Origin of the sequence: Streptomyces crystallinus, assembly GCF_039521265.1 — a bacterium.
In the GTDB taxonomy this organism is placed as follows: Bacteria; Actinomycetota; Actinomycetes; order Streptomycetales; family Streptomycetaceae; genus Streptomyces; species Streptomyces crystallinus.
On sequence record NZ_BAAACA010000006.1, the window covers coordinates 26,311 to 46,126 of the forward strand.

Here is a 19,816-nt window from a genome sequence, read left to right on the forward strand (position 1 = left end):
TTGTGCTAGGAGAGTATCGGATCGTGGGGCGTCGCGCATCGGAGATCGCCGCCGACGTGGAGCGCGCGGTGGGCGCGGGGGAGCTGGAGCCGGGGCAAGCGCTGCCGCCGCTGCGGGAGTTGGCGAGCGAGCTCGGGGTGAATCCCAATACGGTCGCGGCCGCCTACCGGCTGCTGCGGGACCGGGGGGTCATCGAGACGGGGGGCCGCCGGGGCAGCCGGGTGCGTCCGCGCCCCGCCAGCACGGCCCGCGACGCCCAGCGCATCGACGTGCCCGCCGGGGTGCGCGACATCTCCGACGGCAATCCCGACCCCGCGCTGCTGCCGCCGCTCGGCGAGGCGCTCGCGGCCGCCGCGCGCGACCACGCCGAGCGGCCCTCGCTCTACGGGCAGGACCCGGTGGACCCGGAGCTGGCACGGCTCGCGCGGGCGGCCCTGGACGCCGACGGGGTGCCGCAGGGGCCGGTCGGCGTCCTGTCCGGCTCGCTCGACGCGATCGAGCGGGTGCTCGCCGCGCATCTGCGGCCCGGTGACGCCGTCGCCATCGAGGACCCGGGCTGGGGCGCCCTGCTCGACCTCGTCCCGGCCCTCGGGCTGCGGCCGGTGCCGGTGGCGCTCGACGACGACGGGCCGCTGCCCGAGGCCGTGGAGAGCGCGCTGGCGGGCGGGGCGCGGGCGCTGGTCGTCACCTGCCGGGCGCAGAACCCGACCGGCGCGGCCGTGAGCGCGGAGCGCGCGCGTGCGCTGCGGGAGGTGCTGCGGGCCCACCCCTCGGTCCTGCTGATCGAGGACGACCACGGGCACGGCATGGTCGACGTGCCGCTCGCCCCGCTGTCCCCGGTCGTCGGACACTGGGCTTTCGTACGGTCGGTGGCCAAGGCGTACGGGCCGGATCTGCGGCTCGCCGTGCTCACCGGGGACGCCGTCACGATGGACCGGGTGCGGGGGCGCCAGCGGCTCGGGCCCGGCTGGGTCAGCCGGCTGCTCCAGCGGACCGTCGTCCATCTGTGGACCTCGGGCGTGCTCGACCCGGCCGCCGTGGCCCGCTCCTACGGCGAGCGCCGCGACGCCCTGGTGCGCGCGCTGCGCTCACGGGGGGTCGCGGCGCACGGCCGCAGCGGGTTCAGTGTGTGGGTGCCGGTGCCGGACGAGACGGCGGCGGTGGCGCGGTTGCTGCACGCGGGGTGGGCGGTGGCGCCCGGTGCGCGGTTCCGGATGTCGGCCGCGCCCGGGATCCGGCTCACCGTGTCCCGGCTCGGGCCGGCCGACATCGGCGCTGCGGCCGACGCGGTGGTGGCGGCGACGGGGTCGTTGCCGTCTTCGCCTGGGCGGCGCTACGACTGACTTCGGCGGGTGCGTGGTCGTCTGCGGGCCGGTGGGGGCTGGCCGCGCAGTTCCCCGCGCCGCCCCTGAAGGGTTGCCCCGGGCCGCAGCCGTCGGCCACAAGAGAAGCGCTACAGCGCCTTCTTGGGCGTGCGGCCCTGTGTCAACGCCGCTCCCGCCAGGACTATCGCCGCACCCACCGGGGTGTTCCAGCTCAGGCTCTCGCCCAGGAGCAGGACTCCGGCCGCCGTGGCGATGACCGGGATGAAGTACGTGACCATCTGCGCGGTCGTCGGGCCGACCTCGTTGACCAGGCCGTACTGGACCAGCACCGCGAAGCCGGTGCCGAGGGCGCCGAGCGCGGCGACCGCGAGCAGCGGGAGCGGGTGGAACGCGGTCGGGAAGCCCGCGAACAGCGGCGTGACCAGGGCGAGTTGGAGGGTGGCGACGCCCAGCTGAGAGCCGATCAGCGACAGGTTCGAGTGGCCGCTGCCCGCGAGGTTGCGGCGGACGTAGATCCAGCCGACCGGGTAGCAGAGCGAGGCGAGCAGGGCCATCGCCGTGCCCTTCGGGTCCAGGCCGTCGAAGCCCTGCCAGGCGCCCAGGACCGTGAGCACCCCGAGGAAGCCGAGGCCCAGGCCCGCCACCCGGCGCCGGGTCGGCCGGTCCTCGGAGAGCGCCACCAGGGAGAGCGCCATGCCCCACAGCGGCGAGGTCGCGTTGCAGATCCCCGCGAGGGTCGAGGGGATCGTCAGCTCCGAGTAGGCGAACAGCGAGAACGGCAGGGCGTTCAGGAGCAGGGCGGCCACCGACAGATGGAGCCAGGTGCGGCCGCCGCGCGGCAGCCGCTCCCGCTTGACGGCCATGGCGACGGCGAGCACCGCCGTACCGAAGAAGAGCCGTCCGAAGGTGACCTGGAACGGGGCGTAGCCGTCCGTGCCCACCTTGATCAGGAGGAAGCTGAACCCCCAGACCAGCGAGAGCACCGCGAACCGGACACGCCAGTCCAGGGCCGGGCGGCGGAGGGTGGGGGAGGGGGCCGTGAGGGACGACCGGGGCGGGGTGACGGTGCTCATGGCGGCAAGCCTGGCCTGTTCGATCACGTAGCACAAGCGAGAAAAGGTGGAGGGGATCGGTTAGCATTCCTTATATGTTGAACTTGGAGCGCCTGCGGACCCTCGACGCCTTGGCCCGCCATGGCTCGGTAGGCGGCGCCGCAGACAATCTGCACGTCACGACCTCGGCCGTGTCCCAGCAGCTCGCGAAACTGGAGCGGGAGGCGGGGCAGCCGCTGCTCGCCAAGAACGGGCGGGGCGTGCGCCTCACCGACGCGGGCCGGCTGCTCGCCGAGCACGCCGCACGGATCCTCTCCCAGGTCCAGGTGGCGCAGGCCGATCTGGAGGCCCAGCGCGGCCGGGTCGTGGGCGAGCTGCGGATCGCGGGCTTCGCCACCGCCGCGCGCGGCCTGTTCCCCGCGGCGCTCACCGCGCTGCGGACCGCCCACCCCCAACTGTGCGTGCGGTCGGACGAGTTGGAGGCCGAGGACTCGGTACGGGGCGTGCTCCTCGGCGACCTCGACCTGGCCGTCGTCCTCGACTGGTACAACAAGCCGCTGCCGCTGCCCGACGGGCTGGCCAAGCGGTCGGTCCTGGACGACCAGGCGGACGTGGCGATGCCGGTGGGGCACCCGCTCGCGGGGCGCGAGAGCGTGGACCTGGAGGAGTTCGCCTCGGACGAGTGGGTCACCTGGCCCGAGGGCGAGTTCTGCCACGAGTGGCTGATGTTCACGCTGCGGGGCAAGGGCGTCGAGCCGCGCATCGGGCACGTGGCGCGTGAACACGCCACCCAGCTCGCCCTGGTGGAAGCCGGACTGGGCGTGAGCGTCGCGCCCCGGCTGGGGCGGGGCCCGGTGCCCGAGGGGGTCCGGGTGGTGCCGGTGCGCGACGCGATGCACCGGCATGTGTACGCGGTGTGGCGCGCGGACGCCGACCGGCGCCCCTCGATCCGGGCGGCGGTGGAGGCGTTGGCCTCGGCGGGGCGCGACCTGACCGATTGAGTCCTGAACGGGGCGCTGCCTCTCAGCCGCCGGACGGCCCCGGCAGGCCCAGCTTGCGGAAGTCCCACGACACGATCGTCTCCGGCGTCAGCCGCAGCCAGGCGTGCCGGCCGTCGTGGACCATCTCCTCCAGGCCGAAGTTCTTGCGCGCGAACTCCCGCTCGGGCCCGTCCAGTTCGGCACACGGCTCGCCCGTGCGCGGCACCTCGCCGACCGGGACCGCACTGCCCCGCAGCTCGACGCCGCGCAGCTCGCCGTAGGACTCGCCGGCGTCCACCACCACCGCCGTCCTGGGGTCCTTGAGCAGCTGGGACCAGCGCAGGCTGCGGGTGATCGAGTAGAGCCACAGCGCGCTCCCGTCCCAGACGTACCAGAGCGCGCCCACGTGCGGATGGCCGTCGGGGGAGACGGTGGCGACCCGGCAGGTGCGCTGTTCCGCGAGGAACGCGTCCCGTTCGGCGTCCGTCATCATGATCCGGCGGCCCCGGCGCTGGGTGGCGGTCATCGGGCGGCTCCTCCCGTGGGTCGGCGCGGCCGACGCGTTCCGGCCGAGCCGAGCTGACTGAGTGTCAGGAATCATGGCGCGGCCTTCCCCCCTCGCGCAATGGCCACTAGCCTGCCGCGCCATGGCGACGAACGAGCGAGCGGCACAGCACGACGAGCGGCGGACCGAGCGGCTGGCCGGGCTGTTGGAGCCCGCCTCGACGGTGCTGATGACCGTGGAGTGCCAGCAGGGGGTCGTCGGCCACGACAGCGCGCTGCCCGAACTCGCCAAGGAGGCGCGGTCGTCGGGCGCGCTGCACAACATCGCCCGGCTGGTCGCCGCGGCGCACGAGACGGGCGTCCAGGTCGTGCACGCGGTGGCCGAGCGCAGGCCGGACGGGCGCGGCGCCTCCACCAACGCGCGTCTGTTCCGGGCCGCCGAGCGCCTGCCCGTGCAGCAGTACTCCGGTTCGACGGCGGTACGGATCGTCGAGGGCATCGACGTGGCGGACGAGGACCTGGTGGTGCGCAGGCTGCACGGCCTCTCGCCGATCGCGGGGACGGGCGTCGACCCGCTGCTGCGCAACCTCGGCTGCCGCACCCTGATCGTCAGCGGTGTCTCGGCGAACGTGGCGATCCCCAACGCCGTCTTCGACGCCGTCAACCTCGGCTACACGGCCGTGGTGCCCGTGGACGCCGTTGCGGGGGTGCCCGCCGAGTACACCCCCGCGATGATCCGCCACACGCTGGCGCTGGTGGCCACGGTCGCCACCACCGACGACATCGTGGCGTGCCTCAAGGGGCCGCGCCGGCCCAGGCGGTTCTGAGCGGCACGGCCCCACGGTTCACGCCAGTTTGATCGAATCCCCCTCCACCTTGATCGTCTTGGCCGGGAGCGGCCGCGGCGCCGGGCCCCCGGTGACAGCGCCGGTCGCCGGGTCGTACTTGCTGCCGTGGCAGGGGCAGTTGATGGTGCCGCCGCCGACGTCCTTCACCGTGCAGCCCTGGTGGGTGCAGATGGCCGAGAACGCCTTGAAGGTGCCGGCCGTCGGCTGCGTCACCACCACGCCCTGGTCGGGGAAGACCTTGCCGCCGCCCTGCGGGATGTCGGCGGTCTTCGCCAGCACCGCGCCGCCGGCCGCCCCGGCGCCGCCCCCTCCGGTGGCGCCGCCCGTTCCTCCGGTCCCTCCGTCACCGGAGGACTTGGCGGCGCCGTCGGACGTGTCCGAGTCGCCGCAGGCGGCGAGCGCGGCCGCGAGCCCGACGCCGCCGACCGCCGCGACGACGGTACGGCGGGCCGGGCCCGGCTCGGACGGAAGAGCTTGGGTGCTCATACTGGCGTTCCCTTCACCTTGCTACACGGGGGCTGCGTGAAGGGGTACGGCCCGGCGCGGCCGGTTGTTCAGGCGTTCAGGGATTTCTTCAGAAACTCCAGATTCAGCCACAGCAGTGTGTCGGCCACACCCTCCCTGGTGACCATGTGGCTCTCGCCCACCAGTGGCAGCACGGTGTGCGGCTTGCCCGCCGCGAGCAGCGCCTGTGAGAACCGCAGCGTGTGTGCGGGCACCACATTGTCGTCCGCCATTCCCTGGACGAGCATCAGCGGCCGGGTCAGCTTGTGGGCGTGCGCGACCAGCGAGCAGCGCTCGTAGTTCTCCGGCTGGACGTCCGGGTGGCCGAGATAGCGCTCCTTCCAGTGGGTGTCGTAGAGCGTGAGGTCCGTCGGGGCCGCCCCCGCCACGGCCGCGTGGAACACATCGGGCCGGTGCAGCACGGCCGCCGCCGCCAGATACCCGCCGAACGACCAGCCCCGGATGCCCACCCGGTCCGTGTCCAGGTCCGAAAAGCGCTCGGCGGCCGCCCGCAACGCGTCGACCTGGTCCTCCAGGACCGGGGTGAGCTGGTCGCCGTGGATGCTGACCCGCCAGGCCTCGCCGCGCCCCGGGGTGCCGCGCCCGTCGACGGACAGGACCGCGAACCCCTGCTCGGCGAACCACTGGTTCACCGCGTGGAACCAGGCGCCGGCCCGTACGACGGTCTGCAGGCCCGGACCGCCGTACGAGTGGATCACCACGGGCAGCCGGGCCGCGCCCTCGCGGTGCCAGGACGGCAGATAGAGCGCGGTGCGCAGTTCGCGCTCGCCCAGCGACAGGAACAGCGGTCGCGGCGTCAGCACCGGCCGCTCGCTCAGCACACCGATCCGGCCCGTCGGTTTGCCGCCGCGCAGGACCGTCACCGTGTGCGCGTCCAGGGTGCGGCTCTCGAGGACGAGGGCGTCGCCGCCGACGGTGGCCGTGTGCACCCCGGGCTCCTCGGTGACACGGGTGCAGCCGGAGCCGGGCGCGTACGCCCACACATGGGTCTCGGTGGGCTCGTCGCTCGCCGTGAAGTAGACCGTGTCGCCGGACGAGCCGAGTATCGCGCGCACGTCGAGCCCGGCCGGGGGCCCGTCCCCGAGGGCGTCCCTGAAGCGGGACAGCGGCATGCCGCCCGGGGTGAACTCCAGCCAGTGGTCGTCGTGGTGGCGCTCCAGCACCTCGGTCCCGCCGCTCGCCGGGTCGACGGCGAGCCGGTACGCGGTGCGCTGGTCCCGGGTCTGGACGGTGGCGTACGGGCCCGTGGCGTCCCAGCCACCCTCCACCAGGTACTCGAAGGCCGGGTCGGTCCAGGCGCCGGCCGGGTGCGAGGCGGCTTCCGCCGCCTCGGGCAGCCGCACCGGGACCCGCTCGCCGTCGACGCCGACGACGACCAGCGACACCTCGGCGTTGGCCGTGCCGGCCGCCGGGTACGGCAGCACGCGCGGCTCCTTCGCCGGATCCGAGGGGTCGCCCAGATACCAGCGCCGCACGGGCGACTCGTCCACCCGCACCACCAGGAGCGCGGAGCTGTCCGGGGCCCACCAGGAGCTGCGCGCGCGGCCGATGGACTCCGCCGAGACGTGGTCGGTCAGCCCGTAGGACACCTGTGGGCCCTCCGGGGCGAGCAGTCGCCGGTCGCCGGTGCCGTCGGCGCGCACCACGTGCAGGGCGCGCCCGGTCACGTACGAGACGAGCGTGCCGTCGGGGGACAGGCGCGGGTCGACCGCCGGGCCCGCCGTGCGGAGCGGGCGTGGGGCGCTTCCGTCCGTACCGGCCAGCCAGAGGGCGCCATGGAGGGCGAAGACGACGGTGCGGACGGCCGCGTCGGTGGCGTAGGAGACGATGCCGCCGCCCGTCTCGCGGGCCCGCTCGCGGCGGATCAGCTCCGCCTGCGGCACCTCGCCGGGCTCGCCGAGCGCGAGCGGGTCGACGAGGACGCGCTCCTCGCCGTTCTCGAACAGCCACAGCGAGCCGAGCGCGGAACGGCCGCCCGCGGTGCGCAGGAACAGCACCCGTTCGCCGTCGGGCGAGACGGTGAAGGCCTTGGGCACGCCGAGCGAGAAGCGCCGGGTGCGGGCGAACTGGAGCGGGAAGTCCTCGGTGGTGTGCGGCTGGTCGGCCGTGCGGTCTGCGGGCATGGCGAAGCGTCCCCTCGGGGTCGGAGTGATCGAACGGTCGCGTCCGTCCCAGTAGCCTGGGCGGATGCTCAATGAAGTGACAGCGACCCGCTATGTCACGCCCTTGCGTGAGGGCGGCTCGCTCCCGGGGATCGTCGAGGCCGACGATCTCGGTACGTACGTCATGAAGTTCACCGGCGCCGGACAGGGCCGCAAGACCCTGGTGGCGGAGGTGATCTGCGGAGAGCTGGCCCGACGGCTGGCTCTGCGCGTGCCCCGACTGGTCACCATGCAGCTCGATCCCGTCATCGGGCTCTCGGAGCCGGACCAGGAGGTGCAGGAGCTGCTGAAGGCGAGCGGTGGGCTGAATCTCGGAATGGACTACTTGCCCGGTTCGATCGGGTTCGACCCGCTTGCGTATCAGGTGAGTTCCGCTGAGGCGGGCAAGGTCGTCTGGTTCGACGCGTTGATCAACAACGTCGACCGTTCGTGGCGGAATCCTAACATGCTGGTGTGGCACGGTGATCTTTGGCTGATCGACCACGGCGCCACGATGATCTGGCACCACAACTGGCCGGGCGCGCAGGCCTCGGCCGCCAAGCCCTACAACGCCTCGGACCACGCGCTCGCCCCGTTCGGGCCCGATGTCGCCTCCGCCGCCGCCGAGTTGGCACCCCTGGTGACCGAGGAGCTGCTGACCGAGGTGACCGCGCTGGTGCCGGACGAGTGGCTGGTGGACGAGCCCGGCTTCGACACCACGGACGCGCTGCGCCGGGCGTATGTGGCGCCGCTGCTGGCCCGTGCCGCCGACATCCACGAGCGGATCACGCTGGACGCGCCCGCCAAGGCCACCCCGTCGCAGGCCCCGGGCTGGCTCACCGACCACCTCAAGCCCTGGCCGCACCCCACCAAGGACAGCAAGACCGGCCAGCCCGGCGAGAAGGACGGCAAGTGAGCGACCGCGACGTCTTCGAGTACGCGCTGCTGCGCGTGGTGCCGCGCGTGGAGCGCGGCGAGTGCTTCAACGCCGGGGTGCTGGTGTACTGCCGGGCCAAGTCGTTCGTCGCGGCCCGTACGCATCTGGACGAGGCCAAGCTGATGGCGCTCGACCCGCGTGCCGACGTGGCCGGGGTGCGGGCGGCGCTGCGGGCCGTCGAGGGGGTCTGCGGCGGCGGCGAGGCGGCCGGGCAGGCGGCGGGCGACGACGCCGGGCGGCGCTTTCGCTGGCTGATCGCGCCCCGCTCGACCGTGGTGCAGCCCGGCCCGGTGCACACCGGGCTCACGGCGGATCCGGCGGCCGAGACCGAGCGGCTGCTGGACCTGCTCGTTCGCTGACGGGGCGGGCCGTGCGGGTGTGACCTTCGCCGGGGCGATCCGTGGGCCGTTGACACCGGGTGCCAGGGCTTCTAGCGTCTCGTCTGCTGAAGCTACTAAGCGGTTGCTCAGGGACGAGGAGCCGCGGATCCCCAGGGCGAGGAGAACAGCATGTCCACCACCGAGCAGCGCGTAGCCATCGTGACCGGGGCGGCCCGGGGCATCGGCGCCGCGACCGCCGTCCGGCTCGCGGCCGAGGGCCGCGCGGTCGCCGTACTCGACCTCGACGAGGCGGCCTGCAAGGACACCGTCGAGAAGATCACGGCGGCGGGCGGCAAGGCGATCGCCGTCGGCTGCGACGTCTCCGACAGCGCCCAGGTGGAGGCCGCCGTGGCGCGCGTCGCCGCCGAGCTCGGGGCGCCCACGATCCTCGTCAACAACGCGGGCGTGCTCCGCGACAACCTGCTCTTCAAGATGACCGAGCTGGACTGGGACACCGTGATGAACGTGCACCTCAAGGGCGCGTTCCTGATGGCCAAGGCCGTCCAGAAGCACATGGTGGACGCCGGCTGGGGCCGTATCGTCTCGCTCTCCTCGTCCTCCGCGCTCGGCAACCGCGGCCAGGCCAACTACTCCGCCGTGAAGGCGGGCCTCCAGGGCTTCACCAAGACCCTCGCCAAGGAGCTCGGCAAGTTCGGCGTCACCGCCAACGCCGTCGCCCCCGGCTTCATCGTCACCGAGATGACCGCGCAGACCGCCGCCCGGGTCGGCATGGGCTTCGAGGACTTCCAGGCCGCGGCCGCCACCCAGATCCCCGTGCAGCGCGTCGGCACCCCGGACGACATCGCCAACGCCATCGCCTTCTTCACCGGCGACGACGCGGGCTTCGTCTCCGGCCAGGTGCTGTACGTGGCCGGCGGACCCCTCAACTGAAGCCGGGAGAGCACATCATGACGGACATTCAGCTTCCGGAGCTCTCCGGCAGGGTCGCCCTGGTCACCGGCGCCAGCCGGGGCATCGGCTACGGCGTCGCCGAGGCGCTCCTCGCCCGCGGCGACCGCGTCTGCATCACCGGCCGGGGCGAGGACGCCCTCAAGGAGGCCGTAGAGCGGCTCGGCGCGGACCGCGTCATCGGCGTCGCCGGCAAGGCCCACGACGAGGCCCACCAGGCCGTCGCGGTCGAGCGCACGATGGAGGCCTTCGGCCGGGTCGACTTCCTGGTGAACAACGCGGGCACCAACCCGGTCTACTCGCCGATGGCCGAGCTCGACCTGAACGTGGCGCGCAAGGTCTACGAGACCAATGTGGTCTCCGCGCTCGGCTTCGCCCAGCAGACCTGGAAGGCCTGGCAGAAGGAGAACGGCGGCGCGATCGTCAACATCGCCTCCGTCGCCGGCCTCGCCCCCTCGCCCTTCATCGGCGCGTACGGGATGAGCAAGGCGGCCATGGTCAATCTGACCCTCCAGCTGGCGCACGAGTTCGCGCCGGACGTGCGGGTCAACGCGATCGCCCCCGCGGTGGTCAAGACCAAGTTCGCCCAGGCGCTCTACGAGGGCCGCGAGGAGGAGGCGGCCGCGGGCTACCCCCTCAAGCGCCTCGGGGTGCCCTCCGACATCGGCGGAGCGGCCGCGTTCCTCACCTCCGAGCAGTCCGCCTGGGTGACCGGGCAGACGCTGGTGGTGGACGGCGGGCTCTTCCTCGGCGCCGGAGTGCACTGACGGCCCGCGCGCACCGGCCGGTCGGGAGTTCGCTCACCGCCCAGCGGGTACGCTGATCTTCATACCGGTGAGTAGTGTTCCGGTTTGCCCCTCGATGCCCCAAGTGCCCCGTCCCGTCCTCCAGTTGACCGGGCGGGGCGCTGCGGTATGGTCTGCCGACCCATGGCTGAACGAGGAGCGTGCACGTGTTCAACCGGACCATATGCCTGCGCACCACCGCGGCCCTTGCGTCCATGTCGTCGTTGGCCCTGCTGAGCGGCTGCGGACTGCTTTCCGGGAGCGGTTCGGAGGCCGATCAGACGATCAAGGTCGGCACGGTGAGCGAGCCGAGCACCCTCGATCCGGCCGCCTCCTGGGACGGCTCCTGGGAGCTGTTCCGCAACGTCTTCCAGACCCTGCTGTCCTTCCCGACGGGCAGCAGCACGCCCCAGCCGGACGCGGCGGAGAGCTGCAAGTTCAAGGACTCCGACAGCCGTACGTACCAGTGCACCCTCCGCAAGGGCCTGGTGTTCTCCAACGGCGACAAGATCGACGCCGCGGCCGTGAAGTACTCGATCGACCGCATTGTGAAGATCAATGTGAAGGCGGGCCCCAAGGGCCTGCTCACCAGCCTGGACCGGGTCACCGCCGACGACGAGCGGACGGTCACCTTCCATCTGAACAAGTCGGACGCCACCTTCCCCTTCGTGCTGGGCGCGCCCGCGATGTCCCTGGTGGACCCCCGCGACTACCCGGCGAACGCGCTGCGCGACGACGGCGGGCTCACCGGCTCCGGCCCGTACACCCTGGAGTCGTTCCACGCGGGCGACCGGGCCGAGCTGAAGAAGAACACCCACTACGCCGGGTTCGCACAGCTCAAGAACGACGCCGTCTCGATCCGCTACTTCAAGGACTCCGGCGACATGGTGGAGTCCCTCAAGAAGAAGCAGATCGACGTCACCTACCGGGGTCTGACCGCCGACGAGGTGGTGGACGTCCAGAACGAGAAGTCCGCGGGCAAGCCGCTCCAGCTGGTCGAGACGGTCGGCACGGAGATCCGCTTCCTGGTCTTCAACCCCAAGGACCCGCTCGCCGCCAACCCGGCCGTACGCCGGGCGGTTGCCCAGCTCGTCGACCGGGACGCGCTGGTGGCCAAGGTCTACAAGGGCGCGGCCGAGCCGCTGTACTCGATGGTGCCCAGGGGCGTGGCCGGGCACACCGTGAGCTTCTTCGACACCTTCGGCGCGCCCAGCGTCCCCAAGGCGAAGGCGATCCTGCGCCGGGCCGGGATCACCGAGCCGGTGCCGCTGACCCTCTGGTACACCACCGACCGGTACGGCTCGTCCACGGCCCTGGAGTTCGCCGAGATCAAGCGGCAGCTGGAGGCCTCGGGGCTGTTCAAGGTCACCCTGGAGAGCCGGCCGTGGAAGTCCTACACCCAGGGGATGCAGGCCGGTGAGTACCCCGTCTTCGGGCGCGGCTGGTTCCCCGACTTCCCCGACCCGGACAACTTCATCGCGCCCTTCGTCGGCAAGGAGAACGCGGTCGGCACCCCGTACGAGCCCAAGGAGATCACCGACCAGCTGATCCCGCAGACCCGCGAGGTCTCCGACCGGGGCGCGGTCAGCAAGAAGTTCGAGCGGGCCCAGGACGTGCTCTCCGACGATGTGCGGCTGCTGCCGCTGTGGCAGGGCAAGCTCTATGTGGCGGCCAGCGACGAGATCGCCGGCGGCGAGCGGGCCATCGACCCCCAGACGGTCATGTGCATGTGGGAGCTGCACCGCAAGACCAGCTGGTAGGAGGCCCGGGACCCGGGCGTGGCGGGCGTTGTCAGTGGCGGCCGGTAGGTTTTTCGGTATCTCGCACCGCAGGGTGCGGGAACCGAACGTCCCACGGAGGTTGTTGACGTGACCGACATCGCCATGCTGCCCGAGTCCTGGCGCGGCGTCCTCGGCGAGGAGCTCCAGAAGCCCTACTTCAAGGAGCTCACCGACTTCGTCGAGGAGGAGCGGGCGAAGGGTCCGGTCTATCCGCCGCGCGAGGAGGTCTTCGCCGCGCTGGAGGCGACTCCGTACGACAAGGTGAAGGTCCTGGTCCTCGGCCAGGACCCGTACCACGGCGCGGGCCAGGGCCATGGGCTGTGCTTCTCGGTGCGGCCGGGCGTCAAGACCCCGCCGTCGCTGCGGAACATCTACAAGGAGATGAAGGAGGAGCTCGGCCACCCGGTGCCGGACAACGGCTATCTGATGCCGTGGGCCGAGCAGGGCGTGCTGCTGCTCAACGCGGTGCTCACGGTCCGCGAGGGCGAGGCCAACTCGCACAAGGCCAAGGGCTGGGAGAAGTTCACCGACGCGGTGATCCGCGCGGTCGCCACCCGCCCGGACCCCGCCGTCTTCGTGCTCTGGGGGAACTACGCGCAGAAGAAGCTCCCCCTGATCGACGAGGAGCGGCACATCGTGGTGAAGGGCGCCCACCCCTCGCCGCTGTCGGCCAAGCGGTTCTTCGGCTCGCGGCCCTTCACCCAGATCAACGAGGCGGTCGCGGCCCAGGGCCACGAGCCGATCGACTGGCGCATCCCGGACCTGGGCTGACCCGGTCGGGCGCCCGCGCCACGGGGGTCGCGGGCGCCCGCAGGCGCGGCTGGCCCGGCTGAGCGCGGGTGCTCAGGCGCCCTCCAGCCGCCGCTCCAGCCGGTCGAGCGCCCCCCGGATCCCGTTCCCGTACGCGTCGTCCGCGAGCGCGTCCAGGGCGGCGTGCGCCCGGTCCAGATGGACGCGGGCGGCGTCCGGGCGGTGCAGCTTCACATAGTCCGCCGCCAGGTTCAGATGCAGCGAGGGGTAGAAGGCACGGACCGCCGACGAGGGATGGTGCGCGTCGAGCCGGTCCTGGCCCAGGCGGCCCAGGCCGTCGGCGGCGGCCAAGGCCCTCAGATCCCAGGCCAGTTCGTCGCCCGCGTCGTCCTGCGCGTCCGCCATGTAGTGCGCCAGCGTGCAGCGGTGCAGCGGGTCGCCGTGCTCCCCGATCTCCGCCCAGAGGGCGCCGAAGCGGTTGCGCGCCTCCTCCCGGTCGCCGCCGTGCAGGAGCATCAGCGCCTGCCCGATCCGGGTCATGACGACGTCCTCCGACGACGCCTCCTGCTGCTCCATCACTGCGGCCTCCGCGAGCCTGTCGTACGCATCCCGTCGGCCCGACGCTAGCCGCCCGCACCGACAATCGGGCTGAGGCTCGGGCGCGGCCCCGGCCTGTCGCTACTTCCCGTACGCCCCCTCGCAGATGCGTGCCTCCGGGCTGTCCGGACGCCAGCCGCCGAAGGACCGGCCCAGGTCGCAGACGTCGTCGCCGATGAACGGCGGGGGAGTGGGCACCTCGGGCACGGCCGGGTGCGGCACGGGGTGCGGGCGCGGATGCGGATGTGGATGCGGCGGCGCCAGATGGGCGCGTGGACGCGGTACGGGGACGGCGGAGCGCGGGGCCGTGGGGCGGGGCGCCGGGGTGGGCGGCAGCGCCGCCTCCAGCGCCTCGCGGACGGGGGCCTGGACGATCTGCGGCCGGACCTCGCGGTCGGCCTGCCCGCTGATCGGCCGGGGCGGCGCCGCGGGCGGCCCCGGGGCGGGGCCGTGCTGGACGGTGACACATCCGGAGGCGGCCAGGGCGGCCATCCCGACGAGGAGTCGCGCGGTGGTTCGGGTTCGATGCACCTGCTCAACTCTGCTGGGTGCGGGGCCGGTTGCGCGCGTGTGCGGGCCGGGATTGGCCCGCACGAGTGACGGCGCGGGGTGACGCCCGGCGGCGCCCGGTCAGTCGCCGGTGGAGCCGTCGACGCCCTCGCGCAGCAGGTCGGCGTGGCCGTTGTGGCGCGCGTACTCCTCGATCATATGGGTGTAGATCCAGCGCAGGTTGAAGTGCTTGCCGCCGCGGGAGGTCCCGGTGCTCAGGTCGTCCAGGGAGTGCCCCTCGGCGTGGGCGCGGGCCTTGGCGATCTCGCCGCGCCAGGTGGCGAGCGCCTCCTCGATGGTGTCCTCGGGCCCGACGTGGAAGTCGCCGTCCGGGTCCTCGTCGGTGAAGTAGTGCGGCGCGCCCTGCTCACCGCCGAAGACATTGCTGAACCAGTGCTGTTCGACCTCCGCCATGTGCCGCACCAGACCCATCAGGGTGAGCCCGGAGGGCGGCATCGAAGGGGTCCTGAGCTGTTCGTCGGTGAGCCCCGCGCACTTGAGGGCGAGGGTCTCTCGGTGGTACTCCAGCCACCCCACGAGCATCGACAGCTCATCGGCGTCGAGGGCGGGTTCCTGGCGTTCGGGCGTCTCGGCAGTCGTCATGGCGGCCATCCTCACGGATCGCACCCGTGCGCGCCACGGGTTATCGCGGCCCGGCCCCGCTCGTCACCCCGGTCGGCGGCACCCTCGGCCCACGTATGCTGACCAGGCAAGGAAGCAGGAAGCCGGACGGCGACAGGAGACTTCGTGAAGGTCGGCTGCATCGGACTCGGGGACATCGCGCAGAAGGCCTATCTGCCGGTCCTCACCACCCTGCCGGGAACGGAGCTGCATCTGCAGACCCGCACCCCCTCCACCCTCGCGAGAGTCGCCGACACCCACCACGTGCCGCTCGAGCGGCGCCACACCGAGCTCGACGCGCTCCTCGCGCAGGGCCTGGACGCGGCCTTCGTGCACGCGCCGACCGCCGTGCACCCGCAGATCGTGACCCGGCTGCTCGAAGCGGGCGTACCGACGTACGTCGACAAGCCGCTGGCGTACGAACTCGCCGACTCCCGGCGGCTGGTGGAGCTCGCCGAGGAGCGCGGGGTGAGCCTGGCCGTCGGCTTCAACCGGCGACTGGCGCCCGGTTACGCGCAGTGCGCCGAGCACCCGCGCGAGCTCATCCTGATGCAGAAGAACCGCGTCGGCCTCCCCGAGGACCCGCGCACGCTGGTGCTGGACGACTTCATCCACGTCGTGGACACCCTGCGCTTCCTGGCACCGGGGCCGGTCGAGCACACGGTGGTGCGGGCCCGGATCCGCGACGGCCTGATGGAGCACGTCGTCCTCCAGCTCTCCGGCGACGGCTTCACCGCCATCGGCACGATGAACCGGATGAACGGCTCCACCGAGGAGGTCCTGGAGGTCTCCGGGCAGGACACCAAGCGGCAGGTGCTCAACCTGGCCGACGTCGTCGACCACAAGGGCCAGCCGACGCTGCGCCGGCGCGGCGACTGGGTGCCAGTGGCCCGCCAGCGCGGCATCGAGCAGGCCGTGCACTCCTTCCTCGACGCCGTACGGGCCGGGAAGACACTCAGTGCACGGGACGCTCTTGCGACGCACGAGCTGTGCGAGCGGGTGGTACGGGAGGCTCTGGAGCAGGCCTCCTGAGCGAGCGCCGGCCGGTGAGGGCGCAGTACACGGCGACCACGAGCAGCGCCGTGTACACCGCCCAGTCGCCGAACCGGAGGTAGAGGGTGCTGCCGTCGGCGAGCGGCACGTCGTAGACCCGGGCCGCGCTGGCCTCGGTGCCCAGCCAGTGGCCGACGCGCTCGCCGTCCGGGCCGTACACCGCGCTGATCCCGGTGAGCGTGGCGTGCACGGCCGGGCGGCCCGTCTCGGCGGCGCGCAGCGCGGCCAGCGAGGCGTGCTGCGCGGGCGCCCAGCTGTGCTGGAACGACGAGGTCGAGGACTGGGCGACGACCAGCCGGGCGCCCTCGCGCACCAGATGGCGGCTCATGTCGGGGAACGCCGACTCGAAGCAGACCAGCGGGCCGATCCGCAGCCCGTCCGGCAGGGTCATCACCACCGGCGACGAGCCACGGCGCCGGTCCTCGCCCGCGGCCTTGCCCACGGAGGTGGCCCAGCCCAGCAGCGAGCGGGCCGGGATGTACTCGCCGAACGGCACCAGCCGCATCTTGTCGTAGCGGTCGCCCGTCGGCCCGTCCGGTCCGACCAGGACCGAGCTCTTGAAGATGCCGGGCCGGTCGGCGCGGCGGGCGTCCACGTTCACCAGGATGTCCGCGCCCACCGCCCGGGAGAGCGAGGCGATCCTGGCCGCCAGGTCCGGGCGGGCCGTCAGGTCCGAGCCGACACTGCTCTCGCCCCACACCACCAGGTCCACGTGCCGGCCCGCCAGCGACCGGGTCAGGGCCTCGCTGCGGGCGAAGCGCGCGTCCGGCCCCTCGTACACACCGGGCTGGACGACGGCGACCCGCACCCGGCCCGCTTTTTCGGGGCGCGGCGCCCACGCCCACACGGCCCCGGCGGCGACGGCCGCCGCGAGCAGCGCGGCCATCACGGGCGTCCGCGCCGGACGGGAGACCAGCAGCACCGTCACGGCGACGTTGGCGCCGACCACCGCCAGGCTCACCAGCCAGACCCCGCCGACCGAGGCGAGGCGCAGCGCCGGAGCCACCTGCCACTGGCTGGAGCCGAGCAGTCCCCACGGGCCGCCAAGGCCCTGCCAGGAGCGGACCAGTTCGACCATCAGCCAGCCCGAGGGCAGCACGGCGAGCGCGGCCGTGGCCCGCCGCGCCGAGGGCCTGCCTTCCCCGAGGCCGCCGAGCGTGGAGCGCACCAGCACACCCCACGGCGCCCACAGCAGCCCGAGCAGCGCGGCCAGCACGACGATGAAGACGGTCAGGCTCGGCATCAGCCAGTGGTGCACCGCGAGCATGAACCCGGTGCCGCCCAGCCAGCCGTCCAGCGCGGCCCGCCGCCGGTCCCGGGCCGACCGGATCAGCAGCAGCCACGGCACCAGGGCGACATAGGCGAACCACCACAGCCCGGGCGCCGGGAACGCCAGCGCCGGGAGCGCCCCGGCGAGCACGGCCGCCGTGCCGCGCCACCAGCGCGACACCATCAGTAGCTGGCGCAGCCCCGTGAGACGGTGCCGCAGCCCGACCGGAACCCGCATCCCGCGCCCTCCTCGCCCCGCCCGTCAGCGGTGGTTTCCGCCCGAGCGTGTCCCCTAGTGTGCGCCCTCGGCCTGCGACGACGCGTTCGGCCGCGCCCGACCGGGCCGCACACCGGGCGAGTCTGCCCCCGCCGCGCTCCGGTACGCCCGCTCACGTCGTGCCGAGCGCCCCCGACACATGCCGCCACTTCTCGTGCACGGTCACCTCGCGCAGCCGCCAGCCCGCGTCGCCGCGCAGCAGCGCGAAGGTGTACCGGCCGCCGGAGAGGAAGTTGGGCGCCACCGGCCCGTCGCCGTCGTCCCGCGCGCCGAACCGCATGGGGTTGAGGTAGTCGGCCCGCACCCGTGCCCGGTCGCCCGGATAGCCGCCGAGGTCCTGGAGGGTGAGCAGCCGGTTGACGATCAGGTGCTGGCGGACCGGGAAGAGCCGCAGGGTCTGCGCGAGCCAGGCCGCGACCTCCGCCGCCGGCCCCTCCATCCCGCCCGCCGCGCGGTAGTCGGCGCGCCCGTCGGGGGTGAACAGCTCCCCGTACGCGGACCAGTCGGCGTCGTCGACGGCGGCGGCGTAGCCGGTGACGATCTCATCGATGGCGAGGCGGTCCATCACGGTCGCGAGTTCCACACGCTGGGTCATCGCCTCAGTGTCGGGCAGCGGCGGCGAGCGGCCAAGGGCCCCGACGGCCCCATGGCCCCCGGGCGCCCGCTCTTGTCGGCGCGCGGCGGCGCGTGCTACCCGTGGGCGCCATGACCGTATCCGGCGAACCCGCCCGCCCCGCCGTCCGCAGCGAGCGCACCGGCCCCGTCACGACCGTGGTGCTTTCCCGCCCCCACGCGCGCAATGCCGTGGACGGGCCCACCGCCCGCGCGCTCGCCGACGCCTTCCGCGCCTTCGAGGCGGACGAGGAGGCGGCGGTCGCGGTGCTGTGGGGCGAGGGCGGCACGTTCTGCGCCGGAGCCGACCTCAAGGCGATCGGCACGCCGACGGGCAACACGGTGACCGAGGACGGCGACGGCCCCATGGGACCGACCCGGATGCGGCTCACCAAGCCGGTGATCGCGGCGGTCTCGGGGCACGCGGTCGCGGGCGGCCTGGAGCTGGCGCTCTGGTGCGATCTGCGGGTGGCCGAACAGGACGCGGTCTTCGGCGTCTTCTGCCGCCGCTGGGGCGTGCCGCTGATCGACGGCGGTACGGTACGGCTGCCCCGGCTGATCGGGGCGGGCCGGGCCATGGACCTGGTGCTGACCGGCCGCCCGGTGGAGGCGGCCGAGGCGCTCGCGATCGGTCTGGCCGACCGGGTGGTGCCGAACGGCACGGCCCGCGCCGCCGCCGAGAAGCTGGCGGCGGAGATCGCCGCGTTCCCCCGGCTGTGTCTGCGCGAGGACCGGCTCTCCCTGCTCGAACAGGAGGGGCTGCCGGAGCCCGAGGCGCTGCGCGGCGAACTCGCGCACGGCCTGCGCTCGCTGGAGCGGGCGGCCGAGGGGGCGGCGCGGTTCGCGGGCGGTGCGGGGCGGCACGGGGCCTTCGGGGAGTGAGGGCCCGGCTTTGAACCCCCTGCTCCGAGCGGCCCCGGGGGTCAGCTGCCCGAGAGCTCGCCCGCGTGCGGGCTGAGCACATCCGCGCCGACCAGGGCGAACAGGGCGATGCCGAGCACGATCCGGTAGACGACGAACGGCATGAAGCTCTTGCTGGAGATGAACTTCATGAACCAGGCGATCACGACATATCCCACACCGAAGGCGACCACCGTGGCGAACAGCGTCTGTGCCATCGGGGCCTGGCCCTCGCCGCCCGCGTCCTTCAGCTCGAAGACGCCGGAGGCCAGCACCGCCGGGATGGCGAGCAGGAAGGAATAGCGGGCCGCGGACTCACGGGTGTAGCCCATCAGCAGACCGCCGCTGATCGTGGCGCCGGAGCGGGAGACGCCCGGGATCAGTGCCATGGCCTGGCACATCCCGTAGACCAGGCCGTCCTTGACGCTCAGCTCCTGGAGCGACTTGCGCTGCTTGGCCGCGCGGTGGCGGCCGCCCGCCTCGTCCCGGGCGGCGCGCCGGTCGGCGACGCCGAGGACCACGCCCATCACGACCAGCGTGGTGGCGATGACCCGCAGATCGCGGAAGGTGGTGTCGATCTGGTCCTTGAGGACGATGCCGAGCACACCGATCGGGATCGAGCCCACGATGACCAGCCAGCCCATCCGGGCGTCCGGGTCGGCGCGCATCCCCCGGTCGGTGAGCGAGCGGAACCAGGCCGAGATGATCCGGACGATGTCCTTGCGGAAGTAGATGAGGACGGCCGTCTCGGTGCCGATCTGGGTGATCGCGGTGAACGCGGCCCCCGGGTCCTGCCAGTCGGCGAAGGCCGCGGTGAGGCGGAGGTGCGCGCTGGAGGAGATCGGCAGGAACTCCGTCAGTCCCTGGACGAGCCCGAGGATGAACGATTCGAACCAAGACATGGGGCGTGGGCCATCCCGGGTGCTGAAGACGGTTGCGGGCACGACGAGCCGACGGCCGGTGTGATGGTCTGATCGACGGCCGGTCGCAGGGCAGCGTACAGGCCCCGGATGAAGGGGAA

21 protein-coding genes are annotated in these 19,816 nt (G+C 73.1%); 11 read left to right on the top strand and 10 right to left on the bottom strand.

All coding sequences use genetic code 11. The features are described from left to right. Positions 1 to 2: 2 nt before the first annotated feature. Complete coding sequence (locus ABD236_RS04020; RefSeq protein WP_344070168.1) at positions 3 to 1,343, top strand: aminotransferase class I/II-fold pyridoxal phosphate-dependent enzyme; 1,341 nt, start codon at positions 3 to 5, stop codon at positions 1,341 to 1,343. A gap of 110 nt (positions 1,344 to 1,453) precedes the next feature. Here ABD236_RS04020 and ABD236_RS04025 read toward each other — a convergent pair whose 3' ends face one another. Next, positions 1,454 to 2,398, bottom strand: a complete 945-nt coding sequence (locus ABD236_RS04025; RefSeq protein ID WP_344070170.1) for a DMT family transporter — start codon at positions 2,396 to 2,398, stop codon at positions 1,454 to 1,456. A 74-nt stretch (positions 2,399 to 2,472) separates the two neighbouring features. Here ABD236_RS04025 and ABD236_RS04030 point away from each other — a divergent pair, with 74 nt between their 5' ends. Further along, positions 2,473 to 3,378 carry a LysR family transcriptional regulator gene (locus ABD236_RS04030; protein ID WP_344070172.1) on the top strand — a complete coding sequence of 302 codons (906 nt, stop codon included), beginning with the start codon at positions 2,473 to 2,475 and terminating at the stop codon, positions 3,376 to 3,378. Between the two features lie 22 nt (positions 3,379 to 3,400). Here the strand turns inward: ABD236_RS04030 and ABD236_RS04035 are convergent, their stop codons facing one another. Beyond that, positions 3,401 to 3,883, bottom strand: coding sequence for a pyridoxamine 5'-phosphate oxidase family protein (locus tag ABD236_RS04035; RefSeq protein WP_344070174.1), 483 nt, complete (start codon positions 3,881 to 3,883; stop codon positions 3,401 to 3,403). Positions 3,884 to 4,004: 121 nt separating this feature from the next. Between ABD236_RS04035 and ABD236_RS04040 the strand changes: the two genes are divergently transcribed. Continuing rightward, positions 4,005 to 4,688 (top strand): cysteine hydrolase family protein, encoded by a 684-nt coding sequence (locus tag ABD236_RS04040; RefSeq protein ID WP_344070176.1) that lies wholly within the window; start codon positions 4,005 to 4,007, stop codon positions 4,686 to 4,688. An 18-nt stretch (positions 4,689 to 4,706) separates the two neighbouring features. Here the strand turns inward: ABD236_RS04040 and ABD236_RS04045 are convergent, their stop codons facing one another. Then, positions 4,707 to 5,195, bottom strand: coding sequence for a Rieske (2Fe-2S) protein (locus ABD236_RS04045; protein WP_344070178.1), 489 nt, complete (start codon positions 5,193 to 5,195; stop codon positions 4,707 to 4,709). Positions 5,196 to 5,263: 68 nt separating this feature from the next. Further along, positions 5,264 to 7,357, bottom strand: coding sequence for a S9 family peptidase (locus tag ABD236_RS04050; RefSeq protein ID WP_344070180.1), 2,094 nt, complete (start codon positions 7,355 to 7,357; stop codon positions 5,264 to 5,266). Positions 7,358 to 7,421: 64 nt separating this feature from the next. Here ABD236_RS04050 and ABD236_RS04055 point away from each other — a divergent pair, with 64 nt between their 5' ends. The 6 genes from ABD236_RS04055 to ung all read left to right on the top strand — a co-directional run bounded on the left by ABD236_RS04055 (position 7,422) and on the right by ung (position 12,938). Then, positions 7,422 to 8,291: a HipA family kinase gene (locus ABD236_RS04055; protein WP_344070182.1), complete on the top strand. Its 870-nt coding sequence runs from the start codon at positions 7,422 to 7,424 to the stop codon at positions 8,289 to 8,291. Further along, the gene (locus ABD236_RS04060; protein ID WP_344070184.1) at positions 8,288 to 8,671 is read left to right on the top strand and encodes a DUF3037 domain-containing protein; all 384 of its coding nucleotides are present in this window, start codon (positions 8,288 to 8,290) and stop codon (positions 8,669 to 8,671) included. Before ABD236_RS04055 ends, ABD236_RS04060 begins: the two co-directional genes overlap by 4 nt. A 150-nt stretch (positions 8,672 to 8,821) precedes the next feature. Continuing rightward, positions 8,822 to 9,583 (top strand): 3-oxoacyl-ACP reductase FabG, encoded by a 762-nt coding sequence (gene fabG / locus ABD236_RS04065; protein WP_344070188.1) that lies wholly within the window; start codon positions 8,822 to 8,824, stop codon positions 9,581 to 9,583. Between the two features lie 17 nt (positions 9,584 to 9,600). Beyond that, entirely contained in the window at positions 9,601 to 10,368 is a 768-nt protein-coding gene (locus tag ABD236_RS04070; RefSeq protein ID WP_344070190.1) for an SDR family oxidoreductase, read from the top strand. A gap of 233 nt (positions 10,369 to 10,601) precedes the next feature. Beyond that, positions 10,602 to 12,146, top strand: coding sequence for an ABC transporter substrate-binding protein (locus ABD236_RS04075; RefSeq protein WP_344071181.1), 1,545 nt, complete (start codon positions 10,602 to 10,604; stop codon positions 12,144 to 12,146). Between the two features lie 108 nt (positions 12,147 to 12,254). Then, entirely contained in the window at positions 12,255 to 12,938 is a 684-nt protein-coding gene (gene ung, locus ABD236_RS04080; RefSeq protein WP_344070192.1) for a uracil-DNA glycosylase, read from the top strand. Between the two features lie 72 nt (positions 12,939 to 13,010). Here the strand turns inward: ung and ABD236_RS04085 are convergent, their stop codons facing one another. The 3 genes from ABD236_RS04085 to ABD236_RS04095 form a co-directional block, all read right to left on the bottom strand. After that, positions 13,011 to 13,493 (bottom strand): hypothetical protein, encoded by a 483-nt coding sequence (locus tag ABD236_RS04085; protein ID WP_344070194.1) that lies wholly within the window; start codon positions 13,491 to 13,493, stop codon positions 13,011 to 13,013. A gap of 102 nt (positions 13,494 to 13,595) precedes the next feature. Beyond that, entirely contained in the window at positions 13,596 to 14,045 is a 450-nt protein-coding gene (locus ABD236_RS04090; RefSeq protein ID WP_344070196.1) for a hypothetical protein, read from the bottom strand. Between the two features lie 99 nt (positions 14,046 to 14,144). After that, positions 14,145 to 14,666, bottom strand: coding sequence for a DinB family protein (locus ABD236_RS04095; RefSeq protein ID WP_425543814.1), 522 nt, complete (start codon positions 14,664 to 14,666; stop codon positions 14,145 to 14,147). Between the two features lie 144 nt (positions 14,667 to 14,810). On the opposite strand from ABD236_RS04095, the gene ABD236_RS04100 reads away from it, so the two are divergent. Further along, positions 14,811 to 15,716 carry a Gfo/Idh/MocA family protein gene (locus tag ABD236_RS04100; RefSeq protein ID WP_344070198.1) on the top strand — a complete coding sequence of 302 codons (906 nt, stop codon included), beginning with the start codon at positions 14,811 to 14,813 and terminating at the stop codon, positions 15,714 to 15,716. Here ABD236_RS04100 and lnt read toward each other — a convergent pair. Both lnt and ABD236_RS04110 read right to left on the bottom strand, forming a co-directional pair. Then, positions 15,640 to 17,244: an apolipoprotein N-acyltransferase gene (gene lnt, locus ABD236_RS04105; RefSeq protein ID WP_344070200.1), complete on the bottom strand. Its 1,605-nt coding sequence runs from the start codon at positions 17,242 to 17,244 to the stop codon at positions 15,640 to 15,642. The two genes, ABD236_RS04100 and lnt, sit on opposite strands and share 77 nt — an antisense overlap. A 151-nt stretch (positions 17,245 to 17,395) precedes the next feature. After that, a complete protein-coding gene (locus tag ABD236_RS04110; protein ID WP_344070202.1) occupies positions 17,396 to 17,878 on the bottom strand; it encodes a nuclear transport factor 2 family protein in 483 nt (160 codons plus the stop codon). 110 nt (positions 17,879 to 17,988) lie between these two features. On the opposite strand from ABD236_RS04110, the gene ABD236_RS04115 reads away from it, so the two are divergent. Further along, positions 17,989 to 18,777 carry a crotonase/enoyl-CoA hydratase family protein gene (locus ABD236_RS04115; RefSeq protein ID WP_344070204.1) on the top strand — a complete coding sequence of 263 codons (789 nt, stop codon included), beginning with the start codon at positions 17,989 to 17,991 and terminating at the stop codon, positions 18,775 to 18,777. A gap of 41 nt (positions 18,778 to 18,818) precedes the next feature. On the opposite strand, the gene ABD236_RS04120 is transcribed toward ABD236_RS04115, so the two are convergent. Beyond that, positions 18,819 to 19,697, bottom strand: coding sequence for an undecaprenyl-diphosphate phosphatase (locus tag ABD236_RS04120; RefSeq protein ID WP_344070206.1), 879 nt, complete (start codon positions 19,695 to 19,697; stop codon positions 18,819 to 18,821). Positions 19,698 to 19,816 lie beyond the last annotated feature (119 nt).